This window comes from Kineococcus rugosus (assembly GCF_050871975.1).
Taxonomy (GTDB): Bacteria; Actinomycetota; Actinomycetes; order Actinomycetales; family Kineococcaceae; genus Kineococcus.
On the sequence record NZ_JBJLSJ010000002.1, the window covers coordinates 93,422 to 117,292 of the forward strand.

22 protein-coding genes are annotated in these 23,871 nt (G+C 75.6%); 16 read left to right on the forward strand and 6 right to left on the reverse strand.

Annotated elements, in window-relative coordinates; translation table 11 throughout:
- The first annotated feature begins 3 nt into the window (after window positions 1–3).
- Together ACRYM6_RS01490 and ACRYM6_RS01495 are read left to right on the forward strand one after the other, a co-directional pair.
- Window positions 4–990, forward strand: coding sequence for an FKBP-type peptidyl-prolyl cis-trans isomerase (locus ACRYM6_RS01490; protein WP_432540627.1), 987 nt, complete (start codon window positions 4–6; stop codon window positions 988–990).
- A 25-nt stretch (window positions 991–1,015) separates the two neighbouring features.
- Entirely contained in the window at window positions 1,016–1,393 is a 378-nt protein-coding gene (locus ACRYM6_RS01495; RefSeq protein ID WP_432540628.1) for an FKBP-type peptidyl-prolyl cis-trans isomerase, read from the forward strand.
- A 116-nt stretch (window positions 1,394–1,509) separates the two neighbouring features.
- On the opposite strand, the gene ACRYM6_RS01500 is transcribed toward ACRYM6_RS01495, so the two are convergent.
- A complete protein-coding gene (locus ACRYM6_RS01500; protein ID WP_432540629.1) occupies window positions 1,510–2,598 on the reverse strand; it encodes a DUF3866 family protein in 1,089 nt (362 codons plus the stop codon).
- Between the two features lie 56 nt (window positions 2,599–2,654).
- Between ACRYM6_RS01500 and ACRYM6_RS01505 the strand changes: the two genes are divergently transcribed.
- The 7 genes from ACRYM6_RS01505 (at window position 2,655) to ACRYM6_RS01535 (ending at window position 10,405) form a co-directional block, all read left to right on the forward strand.
- Window positions 2,655–3,680, forward strand: a complete 1,026-nt coding sequence (locus ACRYM6_RS01505) for a helix-turn-helix transcriptional regulator (RefSeq protein ID WP_432540630.1) — start codon at window positions 2,655–2,657, stop codon at window positions 3,678–3,680.
- Window positions 3,677–4,648, forward strand: a complete 972-nt coding sequence (locus tag ACRYM6_RS01510; RefSeq protein ID WP_432540631.1) for a helix-turn-helix transcriptional regulator — start codon at window positions 3,677–3,679, stop codon at window positions 4,646–4,648. The genes ACRYM6_RS01505 and ACRYM6_RS01510 overlap by 4 nt, the downstream gene beginning before the upstream one ends.
- Window positions 4,649–4,840: 192 nt before the next feature.
- Window positions 4,841–5,179, forward strand: coding sequence for a hypothetical protein (locus ACRYM6_RS01515; protein ID WP_432512449.1), 339 nt, complete (start codon window positions 4,841–4,843; stop codon window positions 5,177–5,179).
- Window positions 5,180–5,384: 205 nt separating this feature from the next.
- Window positions 5,385–5,675 (forward strand): Sec-independent protein translocase subunit TatA, encoded by a 291-nt coding sequence (gene tatA, locus ACRYM6_RS01520; RefSeq protein ID WP_432540632.1) that lies wholly within the window; start codon window positions 5,385–5,387, stop codon window positions 5,673–5,675.
- A gap of 82 nt (window positions 5,676–5,757) precedes the next feature.
- Window positions 5,758–6,573, forward strand: a complete 816-nt coding sequence (gene tatC / locus ACRYM6_RS01525; RefSeq protein WP_432540633.1) for a twin-arginine translocase subunit TatC — start codon at window positions 5,758–5,760, stop codon at window positions 6,571–6,573.
- Window positions 6,574–6,577: 4 nt separating this feature from the next.
- Window positions 6,578–7,501 carry a diacylglycerol/lipid kinase family protein gene (locus tag ACRYM6_RS01530; protein ID WP_432540634.1) on the forward strand — a complete coding sequence of 308 codons (924 nt, stop codon included), beginning with the start codon at window positions 6,578–6,580 and terminating at the stop codon, window positions 7,499–7,501.
- A 102-nt stretch (window positions 7,502–7,603) separates the two neighbouring features.
- Window positions 7,604–10,405: a DEAD/DEAH box helicase gene (locus ACRYM6_RS01535; RefSeq protein WP_432540635.1), complete on the forward strand. Its 2,802-nt coding sequence runs from the start codon at window positions 7,604–7,606 to the stop codon at window positions 10,403–10,405.
- A 9-nt stretch (window positions 10,406–10,414) separates the two neighbouring features.
- On the opposite strand, the gene ACRYM6_RS01540 is transcribed toward ACRYM6_RS01535, so the two are convergent.
- Window positions 10,415–11,356 carry a 5'-3' exonuclease gene (locus ACRYM6_RS01540; protein WP_432540636.1) on the reverse strand — a complete coding sequence of 314 codons (942 nt, stop codon included), beginning with the start codon at window positions 11,354–11,356 and terminating at the stop codon, window positions 10,415–10,417.
- Window positions 11,357–11,505: 149 nt separating this feature from the next.
- Here ACRYM6_RS01540 and ACRYM6_RS01545 point away from each other — a divergent pair, with 149 nt between their 5' ends.
- From ACRYM6_RS01545 to ACRYM6_RS01560, 4 genes are all read left to right on the forward strand, one after another.
- Complete coding sequence (locus tag ACRYM6_RS01545; protein ID WP_432540637.1) at window positions 11,506–12,384, forward strand: LppX_LprAFG lipoprotein; 879 nt, start codon at window positions 11,506–11,508, stop codon at window positions 12,382–12,384.
- A gap of 178 nt (window positions 12,385–12,562) precedes the next feature.
- Window positions 12,563–14,104 (forward strand): amidohydrolase, encoded by a 1,542-nt coding sequence (locus tag ACRYM6_RS01550; RefSeq protein ID WP_432540777.1) that lies wholly within the window; start codon window positions 12,563–12,565, stop codon window positions 14,102–14,104.
- A gap of 471 nt (window positions 14,105–14,575) precedes the next feature.
- Window positions 14,576–16,237, forward strand: coding sequence for an apolipoprotein N-acyltransferase (lnt, locus tag ACRYM6_RS01555; RefSeq protein ID WP_432540638.1), 1,662 nt, complete (start codon window positions 14,576–14,578; stop codon window positions 16,235–16,237).
- 29 nt (window positions 16,238–16,266) lie between these two features.
- The gene (locus tag ACRYM6_RS01560) at window positions 16,267–16,743 is read left to right on the forward strand and encodes an FxsA family protein (protein WP_432540640.1); all 477 of its coding nucleotides are present in this window, start codon (window positions 16,267–16,269) and stop codon (window positions 16,741–16,743) included.
- A gap of 115 nt (window positions 16,744–16,858) precedes the next feature.
- On the opposite strand, the gene ACRYM6_RS01565 is transcribed toward ACRYM6_RS01560, so the two are convergent.
- From ACRYM6_RS01565 to ACRYM6_RS01580, 4 genes are all read right to left on the reverse strand, one after another.
- Window positions 16,859–17,206, reverse strand: a complete 348-nt coding sequence (locus tag ACRYM6_RS01565) for an RNA polymerase-binding protein RbpA (RefSeq protein ID WP_432512471.1) — start codon at window positions 17,204–17,206, stop codon at window positions 16,859–16,861.
- Window positions 17,207–17,361: 155 nt separating this feature from the next.
- Window positions 17,362–18,711, reverse strand: coding sequence for an MFS transporter (locus ACRYM6_RS01570; protein WP_432540641.1), 1,350 nt, complete (start codon window positions 18,709–18,711; stop codon window positions 17,362–17,364).
- Window positions 18,708–19,541, reverse strand: a complete 834-nt coding sequence (locus ACRYM6_RS01575; RefSeq protein ID WP_432540642.1) for a glycerophosphodiester phosphodiesterase family protein — start codon at window positions 19,539–19,541, stop codon at window positions 18,708–18,710. Before ACRYM6_RS01575 ends, ACRYM6_RS01570 begins: the two co-directional genes overlap by 4 nt.
- Window positions 19,517–20,857, reverse strand: coding sequence for a M15 family metallopeptidase (locus tag ACRYM6_RS01580; protein ID WP_432540644.1), 1,341 nt, complete (start codon window positions 20,855–20,857; stop codon window positions 19,517–19,519). Before ACRYM6_RS01580 ends, ACRYM6_RS01575 begins: the two co-directional genes overlap by 25 nt.
- Window positions 20,858–21,132: 275 nt before the next feature.
- On the opposite strand from ACRYM6_RS01580, the gene ACRYM6_RS01585 reads away from it, so the two are divergent.
- From ACRYM6_RS01585 to ACRYM6_RS01595, 3 genes are all read left to right on the forward strand, one after another.
- Window positions 21,133–22,344 carry a PucR family transcriptional regulator gene (locus tag ACRYM6_RS01585; RefSeq protein ID WP_432540645.1) on the forward strand — a complete coding sequence of 404 codons (1,212 nt, stop codon included), beginning with the start codon at window positions 21,133–21,135 and terminating at the stop codon, window positions 22,342–22,344.
- Window positions 22,345–22,539: 195 nt separating this feature from the next.
- Entirely contained in the window at window positions 22,540–23,502 is a 963-nt protein-coding gene (locus ACRYM6_RS01590; protein ID WP_432540779.1) for a TerC family protein, read from the forward strand.
- 164 nt (window positions 23,503–23,666) lie between these two features.
- Window positions 23,667–23,843: a DUF1059 domain-containing protein gene (locus ACRYM6_RS01595; protein WP_432540647.1), complete on the forward strand. Its 177-nt coding sequence runs from the start codon at window positions 23,667–23,669 to the stop codon at window positions 23,841–23,843.
- The last annotated feature ends 28 nt before the right edge of the window (window positions 23,844–23,871 follow it).

The following is a 23,871-nucleotide window of genomic DNA, read 5'->3' on the forward strand; positions in this document are numbered from 1 at the left end:
TCCGTGCGCCGCCGTACCGCAGTCCTGTCCGCGTCCGCCGCCCTGGCGGTGTCGTTGCTGCTGGGCGCGTGCGCCTCCGAGGCCGACACCCCGGCGGTGGACCCCACGGCCGCCGCGTCGGAGTCGGCGAACACCATCACCCCGGCGGTGACCGACGAGCAGCTGGCCGTGGAGGTCACCGGCCCGGTCGACCCGGCGGTGAAGCCGACCGTGACGTTCACGCCGCCGCTGGCGGTCACCGAGACGTCCCGCAAGGTCGTGGCCGCCGGCACCGGGCCCGAGATCACCGCCGGGGACGACATCGCCTTCGCGTACACGCTGTACGCCGGGTCCACCGGCGAGGAGCTGGACAGCAACTACGGCGCCACCGCGGCCCGCTTCGAGCTGGCGAACATCACGATGGGCCTGGCCCGGGGCTTCGTGGGCGCCCACGTCGGGGACCGCCTCGTCATCGCCATCGCCCCCGACGACGGGTTCGGGGAGGCGATCGCGAACTTCGACAAGGAGGGCGTGGACGCCACCACCACCGTGGTCGTGGTCGCCGACGTCGTGAAGGTCGTCCCCACGAAGGCCGAGGGCGAGGCCGTGACGCCGCCGGCGGACCTGCCCGTCGTCACCTACGACGACCAGGGCGTGCCCACCGGCTTCACCGTCTCCAACCCGGCCCCGCCGGCCGACACCGTCGTGCAGCCGCTCATCAAGGGCGCCGGGCCGGCGCTGACGCCGGGCATGAACGTGAAGATGCAGTACGTCGGGGCGACCCTGGCCGACGGGAAGGTCTTCCAGTCGTCCTGGACGGCGCAGCCGTTCGAGACCCAGATCGGCGTCGGTGGGCTGATCGCCGGCTGGGACGAGGGCCTGATCGGCCAGACCGTCGGCAGCCGGGTCCTGCTGGTCATCCCCGCCGCCAAGGCGTACGGGGAGCAGACCGACGGCAGCCAGCCCGCCGGGGCCCTGGTGTTCGTCGTCGACATCCTCGACGGGTACTGAGCGGCCGGGGGCTAGGCTCGCGGCCATGAGTGAACGCACCAAGCCCGAGATCGACTTCCCCGAGGGCGAACCGCCCACCGAGCTGGTGATCGTCGACGAGATCGTCGGCGACGGCGCGGAGGCGACCGCCGGCAAGACCGTCAGCGCCCACTACGTCGGTGTCGCGTTCAGCACCGGTGAGGAGTTCGACGCCTCCTGGAACCGCGGCACCCCGCTGGACTTCCCCGTGGGCGCCGGCATGGTCATCCAGGGCTGGGACCAGGGCCTGCTGGGCATGAAGGTCGGCGGCCGGCGCAAGCTCGTCATCCCCCCGCACCTGGGGTACGGCGACCGCGGCGCCGGTGGCGCCATCAAGGGCGGCGAGACCCTGATCTTCGTCGTCGACCTCGTCGACGTGAAGTGAGCTGACTCCACCCCCCCCGAGACCACCGAGACCCCGAGGTCTCCCCGTGATCCCCGCGGCCGAGGACCCCTGGTCCCCGGCCGCGGGGATCCGGCGTTCCCGGGCCGTCGGGCGGGTCAGGCCAGCAGCGCGGCGGCGTGCCGGCCCGCGGCGGCGGCCACCAGGAAGCTGGCGCGGTCGGCGTCCAGGCCGCGGCCCATCGTGGACAGCCGCACCGGGCTGCCCGCGAGCGCCGCGTCCAGACCGCCGTCGTCGACCTCGACGTAGCGGTGGCGCCCGCACAGGTCCCGCGCCCGGGCGCGGACGTCGTCGTAGAAGGCGCCGGGCGTGGTGGGCACGGGGACGTCGGCGGGGGCCAGGGCGACGCGCCCGACGGCGGTGAGGGTGTGGTGCGAGACGCCGCGGTGGCGGGGGCGGGCATCGGCCTCGGAGACGCGCAGGGCGGCGACGGGACGCCCGCCCAGGACGGCGGCGGCGTTGAGGGCCTCCCCGGCCGCGACGCCGGAGAAGCCCCAGCGCGAGCCGGTGCCGAGGTTGCCCGGCCCCTGGGCCACGACCACGACGTCGGCGCGGGCGACGAGGACGGCGGTGAGCAGGCCGGTGTGGACGGTGGCGGTCTCCAGGTCGCCGCCGAAGGCCTGGCCGGTGGTGATGCAGGTGTGCAGCCAGCCGGCCTCGCGCAGCCCGGCGACGGCGCGGGAGAACGCGGCGGGCAGGGCGCCGCCGTCGGTCATGACGTACGCGACGCGGGCGTCGGGGCGGTCGGCGCGCACGCCGGCCAGGACGGCGGGCAGCGCCGAGTGCAGGTCGGCGACGACGACGGGGGTGCCGTGCAGGTCGTCGGCGTCGGCGAGCAGGTCGTGGTGGTCGGACTCCTGGTCGTCGGCGCCCAGGACCATGGTCTGCAGGGGGGTGTAGCGGGCCTTGACGAGGTGGCCGGGGGCGGGGGGCGGGTCGTCGGGGAGGCGGTCGGGCAGGGCCACGACGAGGGCGTAGCCGCCGGTGCCCAGGCCGCGGGCCAGGGCGGAGACGTTGAGCAGGACGCGGTCGCCGGGGACGGGGGTCCCGACGAGGTCGGGGTGGGCCAGGGCCTTGACCTCGGTGCCGGTCTCGGGGCCGTGGGTGAGGGTGGCGTACAGCTCGACCGATCCGGCCCAGGTGGCCCCGAGCCGGTTCACCGTTGCCGAACGCCACGTGATCGTCACGCTGCGAGCGTACGCAGGCTGCGGTGGCGCGCGATTCCGGTAGCGTCCAGCACACCATGACGACCACGCCCGCTGTCCCCGCCGGTGTGCCCGGTGGTGCCGCCGCCGCTGCGCGCGGCGCCCGCCGGACCGAGCGGCTGCTGAACCTCGTCATCGCGCTGGCGGCGACGCGGCGGTGGCTGACCAAGGAGCAGATCCGGGCGGCGGTGCCCCAGTACGCCGACTGCGCCACCACCGTGGCCTTCGAGCGGATGTTCGAGCGGGACAAGGAGGACCTGCGCGAGCTCGGCGTGCCGCTGGAGACCGGCGGGGAGGACCCGCTGTTCGAGGACGAGGCGGGGTACCGGATCGACCGGGAGGCGTACGCGCTGCCGGAGATCCGCTTCACGCCGGGGGAGCTGGCGGTCCTGTCGCTGGCCAGCCGGGTGTGGCAGCAGGCGAGCCTGGCCGGTCCGGCCACGCGGGCGCTGGTGAAGCTGCGCAGCCTGGGCGTGGAGCCGGACGAGAGCTCCCTGGTGGGGGTCGAGCCGCGGGTGCGGACGGCCGAGCCGGCCTTCGAGCCGCTGTACGCCGCGACGCGGGACCGCACGCCGGTGCGGTTCACGTACCGGCGGGCCGGCGGCGAGCCGGCGGAGCGGCACGTGGAGCCGTGGGCGATCGTGTCCTGGCACGGGCGCTGGTACCTGGTGGGGCACGACCGCGACCGGGGGGCCTCGCGGGTGTTCCGGTTGTCGCGGGTGGCCTCGGCGGTGCGGCGGATCGGCCGGGCGGGCTCGTACGAGGTCCCCGAGGGGATCGACCCGCGCGAGGTCGTGGCGGGCACGGTGGGGGCGGTCCAGACCCGCCGGGCGCGGCTGCTGGTGCGGTCGGGGGCGGGGCTGGCGGTGCGGCGCCGGGCCCGCAGCGTCGAGGAGGGCGCGGCGGGGCCGGGGGAGGACGTGGTGGAGGTCGACGTCAGCGACGTGGAGTCCAGCGCCGACGAGCTGGCCGCGTTCGGGGCCGACGTGGTGGTCCTGGAGCCGGAGGACCTGCGCGAGGCGGTCCTGCGCCGGTTGCGGGGCGCGGCGGGGGTGGGGGCGTGAGCACGGCCTCGACCGAGCGGCTCTCGCGCCTGCTGGCGATGGTGCCGTACCTGCTGCGGCACCAGGGCATCCCGGTGCCGGAGGCCGCCGAGCACTTCGGCATCACCGAGGACGAGCTGGTGGCCGACCTGGAGCTGCTGTTCGTGTGCGGCACGCCGGGGCACCTGCCTGACGACCTCATCGACGCCCGCTGGGAGTCCGGGCACGTGTACCTGTCGAACGCGGACCCGATCGCGCGGCCCTCGCGGCTGGCGGTCGACGAGGCGGTGGCGCTGCTGGTGGGGCTGCGCACGCTCGCGGAGGTGCCGGGCCTGCACGACCGCCAGGCGCTGGAGGGCGCGATGGCGAAGCTGTCGGAGGCCACGGGGGAGGCCGGCGGAGCCGCGGACGCGGTCGCGGTGGACGTGAGCGACTCCTCCAGCGCGGTGGTGCTGGAGACCGCGCGGGAGGCGCTGCGCACGCACCGGCGGCTGCACCTGAGCTACCTGGTGCCCAGCCGGGACGAGCGCACCGAGCGCGACGTGGACCCGATGCGGCTGGTCAACGTGGAGGGCCGCTGGTACCTGGAGGCGTGGTGCCACCGCGCCGAGGGGGTGCGGCTGTTCCGGGTCGACCGGATCGAGAGCGCGCAGGTGCTGGACGTGGACGGGACGCCGCCGTCGTGGGCGCGGTCGCGGGACGTGGCCGCGGACCTGTTCCGGCCCAGCCCGGACGACCTGGTGGTGACGATCGACCTGGCGCCGCAGGCGGCGTGGGTCGTGGACTACTACCCGGTGGAGTCGGTGCAGGACGCCCCCGAGGACGCCTGGGAGGAGGCCTCGCTGCGGGTGCGGCTGCGGACGGCGGACACGCACTGGGTGCGCCGGCTGCTGCTGCGGCTGGGGGCGGGGGCGCGGGTGGTGGACCCGCCGGAGCTGGCCGTGCAGGTGCGCGAGGCGGCGCTGGCCGCGCTGGGACGCTACGCCTGACCGGGCCGGTCGCGGGCGCGGACCGGGCCGGTGTCACCGGGTCGGGCGAACGTCACGCACAGCCGCGCGCGGTGTGTCAAGGTCGGCCCGGGAAGAGGGTTCAAGGGATCGCCGGTCCGTGCCGAAGCAGTGGTTGTCGGGCGGCGGGATCGCCGCCGCAAGACGGACACACCACGACGAGAGGTGCACGACATGACCACCATCAAGGCTTCCTGCCCCTGCTGCGGCGACGTCGAGCTCACCCCCAAGCAGGTCCGCCTCGTGGTGTGCTCGGCCAAGGAGCGCTCCTTCTACGCGTTCGGCTGCCCCAAGTGCAAGGACGAGGTCCGCAAGCCCGCCGGTGAGGACGTCGTCGCCCTGCTGGTCTCCGGCGGCGTCGCCGTCGAGCGCTGGACGATCCCGGCCGAGGCCATGGAGGTCCACAGCGGCTCCACCATCGCCTGGGACGACGTCCTGGACTTCGCCCTCGTGCTCGACTCCTGCGACGACCTCGCCTCGCTGGCCGCCCGCGGCCTGCGCACCGTGCGCTGAGGCGCACCGCACCCACCTCTCGGGGAGCCGCTCGGCGGACGCGCACGCGTCCGCCGGCGGCTCTCGTGCTTCCTGGGAGTTCGCCCAGGATCCGCCCGGTGGACGGTGATCGGCCACGATCACGACGACTCGACCCGCATGCTTGTCCCACAGGCGGGCGTCGGAGACGTACGATGGCCGCGCTACGTCCAACACTGGAGGACCCATGCTTCGCAACCTCTTCGACAACCCCTGGGTGCTGATCATCCTGATCGTGCTCGTGATCGCCCTGTTCGGCAGCAAGCGGCTGCCCGACGCGGCGCGGGGCCTCGGGCGCTCGATGCGCATCTTCAAGTCCGAGGTGAAGGAGATGAAGAACGACGGCAAGGACACCAAGCCGGCGGCCGCGCCGACCACCTCCCCGGTCGTGGACTCCGAGCCGTCCGCGCTGGAGGCGAAGCTGGCCGCCGAGGACGCCGAGCGCAAGAACGCCGAGCACCAGTCCCGCGCTTCCTGACCCGCGCGACCTCTGACATCATCGAGCGATCATGGCCGTGACCACCGTCCGTCGACGTGCGCCCCGTGACCCCGAGGGGCGCATGCCGCTCCTGGAGCACCTCAAGGAGCTGAAGACGCGCGTCTTCCGGGCGGCGGTGTTCGTGCTGCTCGGGTCGCTGGCCGGCTGGTTCCTCTGGCAGGGCTGGACCGACTCCTACTGGAAGGTCCCCGCGTTCCGCGGGGGCGTGTTCGGCCTGCTGCAGTCGCCCATCCTCGAAGAAGCCGCCCGCCGCGACATGGTGGTCAGCATCAACTTCGGCGAGGTCGGCTCGGCCTTCGACTTCGCGGTCAAGGGCGCGCTGTGGATCGGGGTGATCGTCTCCAGCCCGTTCTGGCTGTGGCAGTTCTGGCGGTTCATCACCCCGGGCCTGACCAAGAAGGAGCGCGGGTACGCGGTCGGGTTCATCTCCGCGGCGGTCCCGCTGTTCTTCGTCGGGGCGTTCATGGCGTACCTGGTGCTGCCGAACGCGGTGCGGTTCCTCATCGACTTCACCCCGGCCGACGCCTCGAACGTCATCTCGGCGAGCGTCTACATCCAGTTCTGCATGCAGATCATCCTCGCCTTCGGTCTGGGCTTCCTGGTGCCGGTCGTCATCGTGGCCCTGAACCTGGCCGGCGTCGTCAGCGGCAAGGCGGTGCTGAAGCAGTGGCGCCTCAGCGTCTTCATCAGCTTCCTGTTCGCCGCCATCGCCACCCCCACCACGGACATCACGACGATGTTCATGCTGGTGGCCCCGCTGCTGTTCCTCTTCTTCGCCGCCACCGTCATCGCGCTGATCAACGACAAGCGCCGCGCGCGGAAGTCGGACGAGCCGGATTACGCGCAGCTGTCCGACGACGAAGCCAGCACCATCTGACCCGGTGAGCCACCGGGGGCGGGTCGGCCTCCTCGTGAACCCGACGGCGGGTCGCGGGGACGGCCGCGCCGCGGGCACCCGCGTCCTGCAGACCCTGCGGTCCCTGGGGCACGAGGTCACCGACCTGTCCGGTCCCGACCCGGCCGCCGTCGCCCGGGACGCCCGCGAGCGCGCCGGCCAGTTCCAGGCCCTCGTCGTCGTCGGCGGCGACGGCATCGTCCACGCCGGGGTGGAGGCCGTCGCCGGCACCGGCACCGCCCTGGGCATCGTCCCGGCCGGGACGGGCAACGACATCGCCCGCGGGCTGGACCTGCCGCTGGGCGACCCGGTGGGCGCGGCCGAGTCCGTGGCCCGGGCCCTGCACGCGGGCCGGTACCGCGACGTCGACGCTGTGCGCGTCACCCACGCCGCCGGCACCGGCTGGTACGCCAGCATCCTCGCCTCCGGGGTCGACGCCCTCGTCAACGAGCGCGCCAACTCCTGGCGGTGGCCGCACGGCCCGGCCCGCTACACCCTCGCCGCGCTGCGGGAGCTGGCCGTCGTGCGCGGGGTCGGCGTGCGCGTCGACCTCGACCTCGGCGACCGGCGCGAGAGCTTCGAGCGGGACTGCCTGCTCGTCGCGGTCGCCAACACCCGCTGCTACGGCGGGGGGATGCTCATGGCCCCGCAGGCCGACCCCGCCGACGGCCGGCTCGACGTCGTCGTCGTCGACGCCCTGCCCCCGCTGCGGGCGCTGACGCTGCTGCCGACGGTCCGCCGCGGACGGCACCTGGACGTGCCCGCCGTGCACGTCCACCGCGCGCGGTCGGTCACCCTGACCCACGTCGGGGACGGCCCCCGCCCCCGCCCGCACGCCGACGGCGAGCCGCTGGGGGACCTGCCGGTGACCTGCGAGGTCGTCCCGGGGGCGCTGCGCGTGCTGACCTGACGCGGCGCCGGGCCCCGGTCCCCGGGCCGCCACCACCGGCTCCCGGCGGGCCCGGGTGGGCCCCGGACCGCGCCGCGGGTCCCGCTGACGTACTGTCACCCCATGGCAAGCCCCGCGGAACGCTACGCGGCAGCGCGCCGCCGGACCGAGGAGTCGCGCACCGAGCTCGCGCAGTTCGCGAGCACGCTCGGCTTCGAGCTCGACGGATTCCAGCTGCAGGCGTGCCAGGCCCTGGAAGCGGGCCGTGGCGTCCTCGTCGCCGCCCCCACCGGCGCGGGCAAGACCGTCGTGGGGGAGTTCGCCGCGCACCTGGCCCTGACGACGCGCCGCAAGGCGTTCTACACCACGCCCATCAAGGCGCTGTCGAACCAGAAGTACGCCGAGCTCGTCGAGCGGCACGGGCCCGGCGCGGTCGGGCTGCTGACGGGGGACAACTCGGTCAACGGCGAGGCGCCGGTCGTGGTCATGACGACCGAGGTGCTGCGCAACATGCTGTACGCGGGGTCGCCGCTGCTGGACGGCCTGGGGTACGTCGTGATGGACGAGGTGCACTACCTGGCCGACCGTTCCCGCGGGGCGGTGTGGGAGGAGGTGATCATCCACCTGCCCTCCGACGTGCTGGTGGTGTCGCTGTCGGCGACGGTCAGCAACGCCGAGGAGTTCGGCGCGTGGCTGGACACCGTCCGCGGCGACACCGAGGTCGTCGTCTCCGAGCACCGGCCGGTCCCGCTGTGGCAGCACCTGGCCGTGGGGACGCGGCTGTACGACCTGTTCACCGACCCCGACGGCGACCCCCTGGAGGGGGACGAGGGCTCCCTGGTGCCCGGCGCCATCGTCAACCCCGAGCTCGTGGCCATGTCGCGCCAGCAGATCCGCACCGACCGGCTCGCCGGGGCCGGGCGGGGGCGCCGGCGCGGGCAGGATCGGCCCGCGCAGCGCGGCGGGCGCCCGCAGGGGGCGCCGCGACCGGCCTCGCGCGCGCAGATCCTCGACACCCTCGACCAGGCGGGGCTGCTGCCGGCGATCACGTTCATCTTCTCCCGCGCCGGCTGCGACGCGGCCGTCGAGCAGTGCGTGGCGTGGGGGCTGCGGCTGACCTCCCCGGAGGAGGGCAAGGAGATCCGCGCCGTCGCCGAGGAGCGGTGCGCGGAAATCCCCAGCTCCGACCTCGCGGTCCTGGGGTACTGGAGCTGGCTGGAGGGCCTGGAGCGCGGCCTGGCCGCCCACCACGCCGGGATGCTGCCGGTGTTCAAGGAGACCGTGGAGCACCTGTTCGCCCGCGGGCTGGTCAAGGCGGTGTTCGCGACCGAGACGCTGGCGCTGGGCGTGAACATGCCGGCCCGCTCGGTGGTGCTGGAGCGGCTGGTGAAGTGGAACGGGCAGACCCACGTCGACGTCACGCCGGGGGAGTACACCCAGCTGACCGGGCGCGCGGGCCGGCGCGGCATCGACGTCGAGGGCCACGCGGTGGTGCTGTGGTCGGGCACGACCGACCCCGAGGCCGTCGCCGGGCTCGCCTCGCGGCGCACCTGGCCGCTGCGCTCCAGCTTCCGGCCCACGTACAACATGGCCGTCAACCTCGTCGAGCAGGTCGGGCGCGACCGCGCCCGGGACATCCTGGAGACGTCGTTCGCGCAGTTCCAGGCCGACCGGGCCGTGGTGGGGCAGGCCCAGCAGATCAAGAAGCAGACCGACGCCCTGGGCGGGTACGCCGACGCGATGTCGTGCCACCTGGGGGACTTCCGGGAGTACTTCGCGCTGCGCCAGGCCATCACCGACCGCGAGCGGGAGCTGTCCCGGGCCGGGGCCGCGACCCGGCGCGCCGAGGCGCGCCGCACCGTCGAGGGCCTGTCGCGCGGGGACGTGGTGCGGCTGCCCGGGGGGCGTCGCGCCACCTTCGGGGTGGTGCTGGACCTGGTCCCCGGCAAGGGGTTCGCCGGCCCGTCGCCGCGGATCCTGTCGCAGGACCGGCAGGTCCGGACCGTCGACGCGGACGACTTCAGCGGACCGGTCGAGGCCCTGGCCCGGGTGCGGGTGCCGAAGACGTTCAACTGGCGCTCCCCCCAGGAGCGCCGGGACCTGGCCTCCTCGCTGCGCAACGCCCTCGCCGAGGTCGGCGGCGGTGAGGTGCCGTTCCGGCGGCGGGCCTCCAACGGCGCGGACGAGGACGCGCAGCTCGCGCGGCTGCGCGAGCAGCTGCGCGCCCACCCCTGCCACGGGTGCGCCGAGCGCGAGGAGCACGCCCGCTGGGCGGTGCGCGAGGAGAAGCTGCGCCGCGACACCCAGGGCCTGCAGCGCAAGATCGAGGGCCGCACCGGCACCATCGCCCGCACCTTCGACCGCGTCTGCGACCTGCTGGCCGAGCTGGGGTACCTGACCCCCGACGGCCAGGCCGTCACCGACGCCGGGCGCACGTTGCGGCGCATCAACGCCGAGACCGACCTGCTGGTGGCGCAGTGCCTGCGGCACGGGGCGTGGGACGGGCTGCCGGCCGCGGACCTGGCCGCGGCGGTCTCCACGCTGGTCCACGAGTCCCGCCGCGACGAGGGCGGGCGCCCCGACCGCGTCCCGCGCCGCACCGAGGCCGCGATCGCCGCGACCCACCGGCTGTGGAGCGACCTGACCGACCGGGAGGACCACCACAAGGTCCCGATGACCCGGGAACCGGACCCGGGCCTGGCCTGGGCGGTGCACCGGTGGGCCGGTGGGCACCGGCTCGACGAGGTGCTGCGCGAGGCCGACCTGGCCGCGGGGGACTTCGTCCGCCGCTGCAAGCAGCTGGTCGACCTGCTCGACCAGATCGCCTCGGCCTCCACCGACCCCGGCGTCCGCCGGGCCGCGCGGGAGGCCGTGGAGGCCATCCGCCGCGGCGTCGTGGCGCACACCTCCCTCACCGAGGGGTGAGGGGCGTCCTCACGCCCCGCGGGACTGCGCCAGGGCCGTGAGGACCCGCTCGACGCTGGACCCCAGCCCCCACCGGTGGACCAGCTCCCCGAGGCGGTCGGCGTCGGCCGGGGCGGTGGGCAGCGCGTCGGCGACCGGCGGCAGCGGCACGTCCCGCACGGTCTGGACGACCACGGGGGCGGCGGCGAGGTAGTCGCGCGCCTCCAGCAGCTTGCGGCGCTGCCCGGCCGGCAGGTCCGCGGCGGGGTCGTCCGCCGCGGCCAGCAGCCCGGCCAGGTCGCCGTGGCGGGTGACGAGGGCCGCGGCGGTCTTCTCCCCGATGCCGGCCACGCCGGGCAGCCCGTCGGAGGGGTCCCCGCGCAGGACGGCCATGTCGGCGTACGCCGGGCCGCCGGCCACGGCGTACCGGGCGCGCAGCCAGTCCCCGGTGACGGCCTCGGCCTTGCGCACCCCCTTGCCGCAGTACAGGACGCGGACGCCGGTGGTGTCGTCGACGAGCTGGAACAGGTCCCGGTCCCCGGTCACGACGTCGACCGGGTCGCCCCCGGCGCTCGCCTCCCGCACGGCCAGGGTGGCCATCACGTCGTCGGCCTCGTAGCCGGGGGCGCCGACGCGGGCCAGGCCGAGGGCGGCCAGGACGTCGACGATGACGTCGACCTGCGGGCCCAGCGCCGCCGGGGCGTCCTCCCCGCCGTCGGGAGCGACCCGGTGCGCCTTGTACGACGGCAGCGCCCGCACCCGGAAGGCGGGCCGCCAGTCGTCGTCCCAGCAGGCCACCAGCCGGGTGGGCCGGTGCGTGGTGACGAGGAAGGCCAGGGAGTCCAGGAAGCCGCGGACGGCGTTGACGGGGGTGCCGTCGGGGGCCGTGACCGACTCCGGGACGCCGTGGAAGGCGCGGAAGTACAGCGATGCGGAGTCCAGCAGCATCAGGCGACCGGCGGGGGACGGCATGCGGGGGATCCTCGCAGGTACCGGGGTCATCCGGACGGATCGGGTGAAGGGTCCGGACGGGTGACGCCCGATCGCGACCCGCGGCGCATGCTGTGAGGGTAGTTCCCGGATGCACATCCACCGCACAGCCCGACCAGGGGGGAATTCCCATGACCACGATGACCCGGCCGACTTCCCGGCGCCGCCGCCGGATCGGCGCGCTGGCGGCCGGCGGGGCCCTCACCCTCGCCCTCGGCCTCAGCGCGTGCGGCGGGGACGACACCGCCGCCCCGTCCGCGAACGTCGCCACGTCCTCGCCGGCGACGCAGCTGACGGCCTTCGAGGCCGTCAAGGCGTCGGCGCAGAACTCCCGGGACGCCGGCAGCGCGAAGTTCTCGCTGACCGCCACCGGCACCGGTGAGGCCGCGGCCGTGGGGCAGATCAGCGCCGACGGGGCCTTCGACTCCGCCTCCGGCGCGGTCGAGATGACGATGACGCTGCCGGCCGAGGCCGGCGGCACGAAGATCACGATGCGCCTGGTCGACGAGGTCGCGTACCTCAGCGGCGCGCCGCTGACCGCCGAGGGCCAGTGGGTGCAGGTGCCGCTGGACGCCATGGGCGCCACCGGGCTGGACACCACCACGATGGACCCGTCCAAGCAGCTCGAGCAGCTGCAGGGCGTGGCCGAGGACGTGCGCGAGCTGCCCGCGCAGGACGTCCGCGGCGTCCAGGCCAAGGGGTACGCCGGGACCATCGACCCGGTCGAGGCGATCGAGCAGCTCCCGGCCGAGCAGCAGACCCCCGAAGCCGAGGAAGCCGCGGCGAAGCTGGGGCCGATCCCCTTCGAGCTGTACGTCGACGAGGAGGACCGCCCGGTCCGCATGACCCAGACGATCAGCGCCGAGGGCTCCACGATGAACGTCCAGATGGACTTCTTCGACTGGGGCAGCGACGTGGACGTGGCCGCGCCGGACCCGGCGACCGTCACCGAGATGCCCGGCACGGCCGGGCAGACCGGCGAGGCGACCCCGGCCCCGGCCGGCGCCTGACCGGCACGCGACCCGGGCCCGGACTCGGGCGCGGAGCGGGGCACCGGCCCTGACGGACGGTCCACGCGGGGCGGCTCCTACGCTGCCCGGCGTGGACCGTTTCGCGTCAGGGGCCCCCGTCCGCCGGCTGTACCGGGGCGGGTCGGTGTACTCACCGGCCGACCCGTTCGCCACCGCGATGCTCGTCGAGGGCGCGACGGTGGCGTGGGTGGGGCCGCAGGAGGCGGCCGGGGCCTGGACCCGCGACGGCGACGAGGTCGTCGAGCTGGAGGGCCGGCTCGTCACCCCGGCGTTCGTCGACGCCCACACCCACCTGACCGAGACGGGCCTGCGGCGCACCGGCCTGGACGCGCGGGACGTCGCCGGCCGCGAGGGGCTGCTGGCGGCGGTCGCGGCGCGGGCGGTGCCCGGGCAGCTGCTGGCCGGGTTCGGGTGGGACGAGTCGACCTGGGCCGCCGGGAGCGCCGTGCCGACGCGGGCGGAGCTGGACCGCGCCGCGGGCGGGGCGCCGGTGGTCCTCTCGCGCGTCGACGGCCACAGCGCGCTGGTGAGCTCGGCGCTGGCGCAGGCCGCGCGGCTGCGGGAGCTGGAGGGGTGGGACGAGGACGGCTGGGTGCGCGGCGCCGCCTTCCACGCGGCCCTGGACGCCCGGTGGGCCGCGCTGAGCCCGCAGGCGGCGCAGGAGGCGCGCCGGGCGGCGCTGCGGGCCGCGGCCGCCGTCGGCATCGGCACGGTGCACGAGATGTCCGGGTGCTGGCTGGCCCCGCCGGACGACCTGCGGGCCCTGCAGGCGCTCGCGGTCGCCGAGCCGCTGCCGACCGTCGTGGGGTACCTGGCCGAGGCGGTGCGCACCCCGCAGCGGGCGCGGGAGGTCCTGGACGGCAGCGGGGCCGTCCTGGCCGGGCTGGGCGGTGACCTCGCGGTCGACGGCGCGCTGGGCTCGCGCACGGCGGCGCTGCGGGCCGACTACGCCGACGCCCCGGGCCGGCGCGGGACGCTGCACCTGGACGCGGCCGCGGTGCGCGACCACCTGCACGCCTGCACGGTGGCCGGGGTGCAGGCCGCGTTCCACGCCATCGGCGACGCCGCCCTGGACGTGGTCGTGCAGGCGCTGGGGGAGGTCGCGGCCGACCTCGGCGTCCCGGCGCTGGCCTCGGCCGGTCACCGCGTCGAGCACGCGGTGGTGGCCGACGCGGCGGTGGTGGAGGCGTTCGCCCGGTTCGGGACGGCCGTCAGCGTGCAGCCGGCGTTCGAGGCCACCTGGGGCGGTCCGGGCGGGGTGTACGCGCAGCGGCTGGGGGAGCGCAGCGCCGGCACGCACCCGCTGGCGGCGTTCGCGGCCGCCGGGGTGCCGATGGCGTTCGGCTCCGACACCCCGGTGACGCCGTTCGCGCCGTGGGCGGCGGTGCGGGCGGCCGGGTTCCCGGCGCGGCCGGAGCAGGCGGTGTCGGTGCGGGCGGCGTTCCTGGCGCACACCCGCGGCGGGCACCGCCTCGCCGGGCAGGGCCACCCGGGGGTGCTGCGCCCGGGCGCACCGGCCACGTACGCCGTGTGGGACGTGCAGGACCTCGTGGTGCAGGCCCCGGACCGGCGGCTGTCGGGCTGGAGCACCGACGCGCGCTCGGGCACGCCGGGGTTGCCGGACCTGTCCCCGGGGGCGCCGGAGCCGGTGTGCCGGCGGACCGTGGTCGACGGCGTCGTCGTGCACGACGACCTGTAGGCGCCGGAGCGCCCGGGGGCGGTCCCGGCGGGACCGGTGCGACGGCGGGGGTGCGTGGGGCGGGGTGGACCGGCTGACACGCCGGGGACGACACGCCGGGCGACACGCCGGTCTCCACCCCTGGATCACCGACCGTGACCGCCCCATGACCAGCAGCGATGCACGTTCGTGCAGGTCACCGGCCGGTTGACAGTCGTCAACGGCTGAGTAGCTTCGAGTTCGCAGTCCACGAGGAGGAAGACCGACCGAGCACGACGCGCCAGCGTCGGTGTAGTCGTGCCACCTGCGACGACGCCCGGCTCGTGCGCCCGGTCGGAGTGGACGAGGTCGGGTTCGCGTGCCCTTAGATAACGGCACGCACCTCGTGGCCGACGGGGTGCGCGACGGCGCGAGGGGCACGCGAACTCGACTGGGGCCCGGCCCGGCCCGCGCGGGAACCGTCGGGCGCTCCCCGGCGGTTACCCTCACGTGATGCGTCCCCGCCCGGCCGAGCCCGCCCCCGTGCCCCTGCCGGTCAGCCTGCTGCTGTCGGTCCTGGGCGGGGTGGCCGCCTGGGCCGCCTTCCCCGGGGCGGTCTCGGCCGCCGGCTGGTGGCCCACCGCGATCGCCGCCGTCGCGCTGCTGACCGTGGCCACCCACGGGGTGCGCGCCCGCACCGGCGCCCTGGCCGGGTTCGGGTTCGGCTTCGCGTTCATGTTCCCCCACCTGTCCTGGAGCGGGACGTTCGTGGGCCTGCTGCCGTGGAGCGCGCTGACGGTCGTGTGCAGCCTCTTCTACGCCGTCCTGGGGGCCTGCCTGCCGCGGTTGCAGCGCGCCCGGTGGCGGCTGGCCCCGCTGGCCGTGGCGACCGGGTGGGTGGCGCTGGAGGCCGCCCGCGCCCGGGTGCCCTTCGAGGGCTTCCCCTGGGGCCGGCTCGCCTTCTCCCAGGCCGACGCCCCCACCCTGGGCCTGGCCGCCCTCGGCGGGTCCCCGGCGGTCACCTTCGGGGTGGCCCTGGCCGGGGCGCTGGCCGCCGCGGCCGTCCTGGCCCTGCTGCGGCTGCCGGCCCCGGTGGGCGCCGCCCGCGCGGTCCCGCGGCTGCGCCCGGCCGCGGTGCTGCTCGTGGCCGCCGCGGCCGTCACCGGCTCCGGGCTCCTGGTGCCGCGCCCCACGGCGGCCGAGGACGGCACCCGCCACGTCGCCGCGGTCCAGGGCAACACCCCCGCCGCGGGGCTGGAGTTCAACGCCGAGCGCCGCGCCGTGCTGGACAACCACGCCGGCGCGACCGAGCGGCTGGCCGCCGAGGTCGCCGCCGGCACCGCCCGGCAGCCGGACCTGGTGCTGTGGCCGGAGAACTCCAGCGACATCGACCCCTACCAGAACGCCGACGCCCGCGCCGTCATCGAGCAGGCCGCCCGCGCGATCGACGCCCCCGTCCTGGTCGGCGCGGTCCTGGACGGCCCGGGCCGCTTCGTGTCCAACACCGGCCTGGTGGTGACCCCGCAGGACGGCATCGCCGGCGCCCGCGAGGACGACGCGCGCCACTACGTCAAGCAGCGGCCGGCGCCGTTCGCCGAGTACATGCCGTACCGCTCCTTCTTCCGCGTCTTCACCGACAAGGTCGACCTGGTCCGCCGCGACTTCGTCCACGGCGACCACGTGGGGCTGCTGTCGATGGACGGCGTCCGGGTCGGGGACGTGATCTGCTTCGAGGTCGCCTTCGACGACACGGTGCGCGACTCGGTGCGCGCCGGGGCGCAGTTCCTCGTCGTGCAGACCAACAACGCGACCTTCGGGTACTCCGACGAGGCCGTGCAGCAGCTGGCGATGTCGCGGCTGCGGGCGGTGGAGTCGGGCCGGTCGGTGGTGCAGATCTCCACCGTGGGCGTCAGCGCGCTCATCGACCCCGACGGCACGGCCCACCAGGAGTCCACGCTGTTCACCCAGGACGTCCTGACCGGGGACGTGGCGCTGCGCACGACGCAGACCGTCGCGACCCGGGTCGGGCAGGCCCCGGAGGTCGTCCTGAGCGCGCTGGCGCTGCTGCTGCTGGTCAGCGCCCGCCGCGGGGTGCGGCGCGGGCCGCGCGGCCCGTCGTCGGCCCCGGTGCGCCCGGCCGGGGACCCGGCCCTGAGCGGGGGGCCGGCCGCGTGAGGGCCCGCCGGTGGGCTCCGTGGATCGGGGTGGCCCTGCTGCTGCTGGTGGTCCTGGAGGTGTGGCTGCTGGTGCAGGTCGCCCACGTCGTGGGCGGCGGCTGGGTGCTGGTGCTGCTGCTGGCCGAGACCTTCGGCGGGGCGCTGGTGCTGCGCCGGGCCGGGCGCCGGGCGGTGCGGGCCTTCCGGCAGTCGGCGGCGGTGCCCTTCGGGCAGCCGGTGCCCGGGCAGGAGCCCGGGGTCGTCGGCGACGCCGTGCTCACCGGGCTGGGCGGGGTGCTGCTGGTGCTGCCGGGGCTGCTCAGCGACGTGCTGGGCCTGCTGTGCGTCCTGCCCCCGACCCGGCGGCTGGTGCGCGCGCTGTTCGTCCGCCTGGTGCGCCGGCGCTTCGAGCGGGCGGTGCGCCGGGCCGGCGTCCCGACGGTGGTGGCCGGTGACGTGGTGGGGCAGGGGGACGACGTGGTCGACGGCGAGGTCGTGGACGAGCGCCGGGAGCTGGGCCGCTGACCCCGGCCCGGCCCGGCCCGGCTGTGCTCCGGCCTCCCCGGCCCGGACGCACGACGGCCGGCCCACCCGGGTGGGTGGGCCGGCCGCCGTGCTGTCGTGCCGGTGGACCTGCTGCTCAGGCGCTGCGCTTGATCAGCTCGCGGCTGCGCAGCAGCTCGAGCCTCTCGTCCAGCAGCACCTCGAGCTCGGCGATGGTGCGACGCTCCAGGAGCATGTCCCAGTGCGTTCGCGCCGGCTTCCCGGCCTTCTTCTCCGGGGCGTCGGTGTCGGCCCGCAGCGCCTCGGCCCCGCACCGGCACTCCCACAGCGGCGGCACGTCGGCCTCCAGCGACATGGGAACCGTGACGGTGTGACCGTTCGGGCAGTGGTACGTGACCTGCTGGCGCTCGGCCGGCTCGACACCGGACTCGCTCTCGAGGCTGGCGCCTCCGAGGCGGGACCCTCGTAGGTTGCGCTCGCTCATGTGACCTCCCCACGATCCCTCCCGCGGGGCGTCCCACCGGGGGTCCGGGGGAGTGGGAGGGACTCGATGGTTGAACGCTGTGACGACCCCCGCTGTTCCACGACGTTGTCGACCGGAGTGTGGAGGTCGTGTGCGCAGCGAGATGGATTGATTACTCAGCGTACTGGATCGGTGCCTCGCTGTGCCTGCTGAACCCCGGCGGCGACATCCACCCGCCGCAGCAGCACCGCCCCCACGACGAAGAAGGCGAGCAGCGCGACCAGGGCGGGCCGGTACGACCCCGTCAGCTGCGCCACGAGCCCGAACGCCAGCGTCCCCAGCCAGCTCGTCCCCCGCTCCCCGGCCTGGTACAGGCTGAAGTACTCCGCCTCGGCCCCCCGCGGCACCAGCCGGCTGAACAGCGACCGCGCCAGCGCCTGCGTCCCGCCCAGCACCAGCCCGATCACCGCCGCCAGCGCCAGCCACGTCCCGAACGCCCCCCGCGGGACGGCGAAGGCCCCCAGCACGACGAGGATCCACAGCACCAGCCCGCCCAGGATCGTGCGCTGGGCACCGAACCGGACCGCCAGGCGCCCGAAGACCAGGGCGCCGGCGAAGGCGACGGCCTGCACGAGCAGGACGGTCGTCAGCAGCTGCGCGGAGGTGAAGCCCAGCTCCTCCTGCCCGTAGACGCTGGAGGCGGCGATCACGGTCTGGATGCCGTCGTTGAAGACCAGGTAGGCCAGCAGGAACCGCAGCACCTGCGGGTGGTGGCGCAACCCCCGCAGCGTCGCGCCCAGCTGCCGCAGCGGCCCCGCGGGACGGGCCGAACCCGGCACCGGCGCGGCGAGCGGGCGGGCCGGCAGGGACCGCAACCCCACCACGGGCACGATCGTGAACAGCCCCCACCACAGCCCCGCCGAGGCCAGCGACAGCCGCACCGCCCACTCCTCGTCGAGGCCGAAGGTGCCGGGGGTGGAGACCAGCAGCAGGTTCAGCGCCAGCAGCAGGAAGCCGCCCAGGTACCCGGCGGCCCAGCCGCGCGAGGACACCGCGTCCCGCTCCTCGGGGGCAGACACGTCGCACAGCAGCGCGTCGTTGACCACCAGGGAGCAGGTGAGGCTGACGACGGCGACCAGCGCGAGCGCCACGCCCAGCCACCAGCGGTCCCCGCCCAGCGCGACCAGGCCCGTCGCGGCCGCGGCACCGGTCCAGGCGAACGCCCCGAGCAGCCGGTGCCGGTGCCGGGTGCGGTCGGCCAGCGCCCCCACGAAGGGCAGCAGCAGCGCCGACAGCAGCGTGGCCGCGGTGATCGTGTAGAGCGCCAGGGAACCGGGCGCCACCGGCAGGCCCAGGACCGACAGGGCGCGGGTGCACTCCCCGGGCTGGCCCGGGCAGGCCGCGCGGCGGGCCACGACGGTCAGGTACGGGGCCAGCAGCACGGTCTGGGTCGTGGTGACGAACGCGGAGTTGGCCCAGTCGTAGACGTACCAGGAGCGGCGGGCCCGCCGGGTGGCGGGGTTCACCCGGTCCACTGGCCCCGGGCCAGCAGGACGTCCTTGAGGACGTCGGCGCGGTCGGTGATGAGGCCGTCGACGCCCAGGTCGAGCAGGGCGCCCATCTGCACGGGGTCGTCGACGGTCCACACGTGCACCTGGGCCCCGGCCCGGTGGACGGTCTCGACGAACCGCTCGGTCACGACCGGGACCGCGCCGCGCCGCACGGGCACCTGGACGGCGTCGACGTCGCGCAGGGCCAGGCGGGTCAGCAGCGGGGTCCGCAGCCCCGCCCCGGCCAGGGCCAGGGCGGTGCCGGGGGAGCTGGCCGAGGTGGCGCCGACGGCCCCGCGCCCCCCCACGGCGGCCAGCGCGGCGCGGCGGCGGCGCTCGCCGAAGGCGGTGACCAGGACCCGGTCGTGGGCGGCGGTGCGGCGCAGCACCTCCTCCAGGCCGGCGACGGCGGCGGCGGTCTTGACGTCCAGGTTGAACCGGGCCCGCGGGAAGGAGCCCAGGACGTCCTCGAGGGTGGGGACGGGTTCGCGCCCGGCCAGCCGCAGCCGGCGGACCTCCTCCCAGGACCGCTGGGCCAGCAGCCCCCGGCCGTCGGTGACGCGGTCGAGGTGCTCGTCGTGGAAGGCGAGCAGCCGGCCGTCGGCGGTGGCCCGCACGTCGGTCTCCAGGTAGGTGTACCCGAGGTCCACGGCCGCGGCGAAGGCCGGCAGCGTGTTCTCCAGGCCGTGCAGGGCCTCGGTGGCGCTGAACCCGCGGTGGGCCATGGCGATCGGCCCGTCCCAGGCGGTGAACGGGCGCCGGGCCGGCGGGCGGGCGGCCATCAGCCGGTGAACTCCCAGTGCCACGGTTCGAACTGGCCGCTGCGGTTCTGCGCCCACGCGGGGTTGATCCAGCCGTACAGGGCGGCGTTGCGGTCCATCCACAGGTGCTGGGCGGAGGTGGCGTTCTGGATGCCGCCGCCGAGGTCGACGGCGATGCCCAGGCCGTGCCGGCTGGTGCCGGGCTTGGCGGCCAGCCCGGGCTTGCGCGCCTTGACGTCGATCTGCTCGGCCAGGGTCCGGTAGGAGTCGGTGATGGAGATGTTGGACCCGAACTGCGCGGCGTAGGCCTCGTTCAGGGCCGTGAAGGCGTTGGCGGCGTCCGAGCGCAGGACGTGGTTGGGGGAGCTGGCCAGCGGGCACAAGGCGTTGCGCGGGATGAGGCCGTTGGCGAAACCGGACAGGTTGATGCTGGTGTCGCAGTCGCCCACGGCGGCGAAACCGCCGCTGACGGCCGCCGCGGAGGCGGCCTGGGCCTGCGCGCGGGCCGCGGCGAGGTTGGCGGCGACGGTGGCGGCCAGGGTGGCGGCCCGCTCGGAGTCGGAGGCGGCGGTGCCGGAGGCCGCGGCCTGCAGGACGGCGAGCGCCGCCACCTGGCTGCGCTGCTCGGCGACGAGGGCGTCGGCCTGCTGCTTGGCGGCGGTGGCGATGTCGGCCTGCTTGCGGGCCTCGGCGGCGGCGGCCTCGGCGCGGGTGGTGGCGTCGGCCTGGACGCGCTGGGCCTCCTCGTACTCCTCCACGGCGCTGCTGCGGCCGTCGCCGATGCGCTTGGCGGTGGCCAGGGCGGTGGCGGTGTCGTCGCTCGCGCCGTTCTTCAGCACCGAGACGAAGCCGGAGTACTGCTCCAGGGACGCGCCGCCGCGGTAGGCCTGCGCGGCCCACTGCCCGAGGTCCTTCTTGCCCTGCTCCAGCCGGGCCTGCGCCTGGGCGAGCCGCTCGCGCTGGGCCGCCTCCTCGGTCTCGGCGGCCTGCTTGGCCTCCATGGCCTGCTGGTAGGTCTCCAGCGCGGCCCCGGCCTGGGCGGCGAGGCCGTCGAGGCGGGCCTGGGCGGCGGCGAGGTCGGCCTGGGCCTGGGCGAGCTTGGCGGCGGACTCGGCGGCCCGCTGGCGGGCGGCGTCGACCTCGGCCTGGGTGGGCTCGTCGGCGGCGACCGCGGCGGGGGCGACGACCGGGGCGGCGGCGGGGACGGTGTTCACGGCGGCGCCGGGCAGCGCGGAGGCGGGGGAGGCCACGGTGAGCGTCAGGCAGCCGGTGCTCGCTGCGGCGGCCGCGATCAGCAGCGCCGAGCGCAGCCGGGCGGGGGTCGTCGGTCGGCGGGTGGGGCGGGCCTGCGGCGAGAGCACGTCGTGTACGTCCAGAGCGTCGGGGGCGCGAGCCCGGATCGGCGGTTCGGGGGGCGGATCGGGTGGCGGTGACTGCTGTGACGGGGGTGGACTGTCGAGCCTGGGTGGAGGTCCTGTGACGAACCGTCCGCTGGGACCTTACCCTCCGCTACCTCGGCACCGGCAGGAGCAACACGTAGGTGTGGACGGGGTCTGTGACGAGCATCACAGCCCGCCCGGCCCGGGCGCACCCCCGCCCCGCCGCGCGGTGCGGGGCGCGGTGGCATCATCCGCCGGTGTCCACCCACCGCCCCGCCGACGGACCCGCTGCCGGACCGACCGGGCCGGTGGACCGGCCCGACGCCGACCGGCTGCGGACCGTCGCCCGGGACGCCTCCACCGACGCCGGCGGCCTGGACCCCGGCCTGCTGGAGGACTTCCTCGAAGCCGTGTGGCGCGCCGTCGTCGACGGCCGCCGCCTCAGCGCGGCGCGGATCGCGCGGTACCGCGTCGTCGGCGAGGGCGCGGCCACCGCCGGGGTCGCGCTGCGGGCGCTGCTGGACCTGTACCTGTCGGCGGCCTGGCGGCTGTGGCGGCACCTGCCGCCGGTCGCGCGGGCCGGTGAGCACCCCGAGGGGGTCGTCACGGCCGGGGAGGTGGTGCTGCGGGCCACCGACGACGCCGTCGCCGCCCTCACCGAGGGCTACCAGATCGCCCGCCGCCAGCTGGTGCGCCGCGAGGAGTCCGACCGCCGCGAGTTCGTCGACGACCTGCTCGCCGGCACCGCCGACCTGCCCGGCCTGCTGCGCCGGGCCCCCCGCCACGGCCTGGACCTCACCGGCCCGCACGCCGTGTGCGTCGTGCGCGCCGAGACCGCCTTCAACGACGGCACCGCCCCGCTGGCCGCCGTCGAACGACGGCTGCAGGGCTCCCAGGCCGACGCCGACGCCCTGGTCGCCACCAAGGACGGGGCGCTGGTCGTGGTCTTCGCCGCCCCCGACCGGGCCGCGGTGACCGAGGTGCTGGACCGGGTGCGCGCCGTCCTGGGCCCGCCCGGGCGCACCGGCTGGCGCGCCGGGGTCGGGCGCCCCGCCCCGGGCGCGGCGGGGGTCGTGGGCTCCTACGAGCAGGCGCGCCGGGCCCTGGAGCTCGGCGACCGGCTCGGCGGCGACCCGGTCGCCGACGCGACCGACCTGCTGGTCTTCGAGGTCCTGCTGCGCGACCGCGCCGTGGCCGCCGACCTCGTCGAGACGACCCTCGGTCCGCTGCGGGAGGGGCGCGGGGGCGCCGCCCCGTTCCTGGACACCCTGGAGGCCTACCTGGCCTCGGGAGGCAACACCACCGAGGCGGCGCGACGATTGCACCTGTCGGTGCGCGCCGTGACCTACCGCCTGGCCCGGGTGCGCGACCTCACGGGGGTGGACCCCACCCGTCCCGACGCCCGCTTCGGGATCCAGGCCGCCGTGCTGGCCGCGCGCGCCCTCGGCTGGCCGGAGAACCCTGCCTGATTGCCGACACTGCGCAATGACCGCCGGTGAACTCGTCGGCTTCTCGACTTCGCGTTTCCTTCTCCCGGCAGTCACCATGGACAGCGGGGCAGCAACCTGCCCCGTTCGTCCCTCCGAACCCGGGAGCACGCAGTGGACCTGGACCTCAACGTCCCCCTGTGGGCGTGGGTGGCGCTCGGCGCGGTCATCGTCGTCATGTTGGCGGTCGACCTGCTGGCCCACCGCGGCGCCCACGTCATCAAGTTCAAGGAAGCCGCGGCCTGGAGCATCCTCTGGGTCGTCATCGCGCTGGTCTTCGGCGGCATCATCTTCTGGGCCTACGGCGTCGAGGCCGGCACCGCGTACACGACGGCCTGGTTGCTGGAGAAGAGCCTGTCGGTCGACAACCTCTTCGTCTTCGCGCTGATCTTCGCCTACTTCAAGGTGCCCCGCGAGTACCAGCACCGGGTGCTGTTCTTCGGCGTCTTCGGCGCGCTCGTCTTCCGCGGGATCTTCCTCGGCGTCGGTGTCGCGGTCGTCGAGCGCTTCACCTTCGTCCTGTTCATCTTCGGCGCGATCCTGCTGTGGTCGGCCTGGAAGATGCTCAAGGACGACGACGAGGAGATGGACCCGAGCACCAACATCGGCGTCCGGATGCTCAAGAGGATCATCCCGCTGAAGGACGAGTACCACGGCCAGAAGTTCTTCATCAAGGAAGCCGGCAAGCGCTACGGCACCCCGCTGCTGGCCGTCGTGGCCGCCATCGAGGCCGCCGACCTGATCTTCGCCGTCGACTCCGTGCCCGCCGTGCTGGCCGTCTCGGACGAGCCGTTCATCGTCTACTCCTCCAACGCCTTCGCGATCCTGGGCCTGCGGGCGCTGTTCTTCCTGCTGTCGGGTCTGCTCGAGCGCTTCCACCTGCTCAGCAAGGCGCTGGCCTTCATCCTGGCCTTCATCGGCGTGAAGCTGTTCTTCCAGGCCGGGCACGAGGTCATCAGCCCCTCCATCCCGCACATCCCCACCTGGATCAGCCTCAGCGTCATCGTGGTCTCGCTGACGCTGGCGATCGTCCTGAGCCTGCGCCGGCCCGCTCCGGTGGAGCCGGCCGACGGGGGCGACCACCAGGACGAGCCCCAGGACGAGCCCCAGGACGAGCACCGGGGCTCGCCCAAGCACTGACGCACGACCCCGCACGACCCCGCACCACCTCGCGACGCCCGTCCCCGGACCCCGGGGGCGGGCGTTGCGCCGTCCGGGTGCGATCCCCGCACCGGCCTCAGGTCGCCGCCGCCGGGCGCCGAGGACCCCGGTGTGCAGCAGCGGACCGTCGGGGGAGGACCAGCGTGAAGACGTTCACCTGCGGCGACGTCGTCGCCGGCTGCCGGGAGGTCTTCACCGCCGCCGACAGCGACGGGATCCTGGCCCAGGTCTCCGGGCACGCCCGGCACGACCACGGCCTGCCGGACGTGCCGGCCGACCTCGTCGGTCAGGTGCTGCTGGCGATCCGCGAGACCGCCTGAGCGCCCCGGCACGCACCGCCGGACCGGG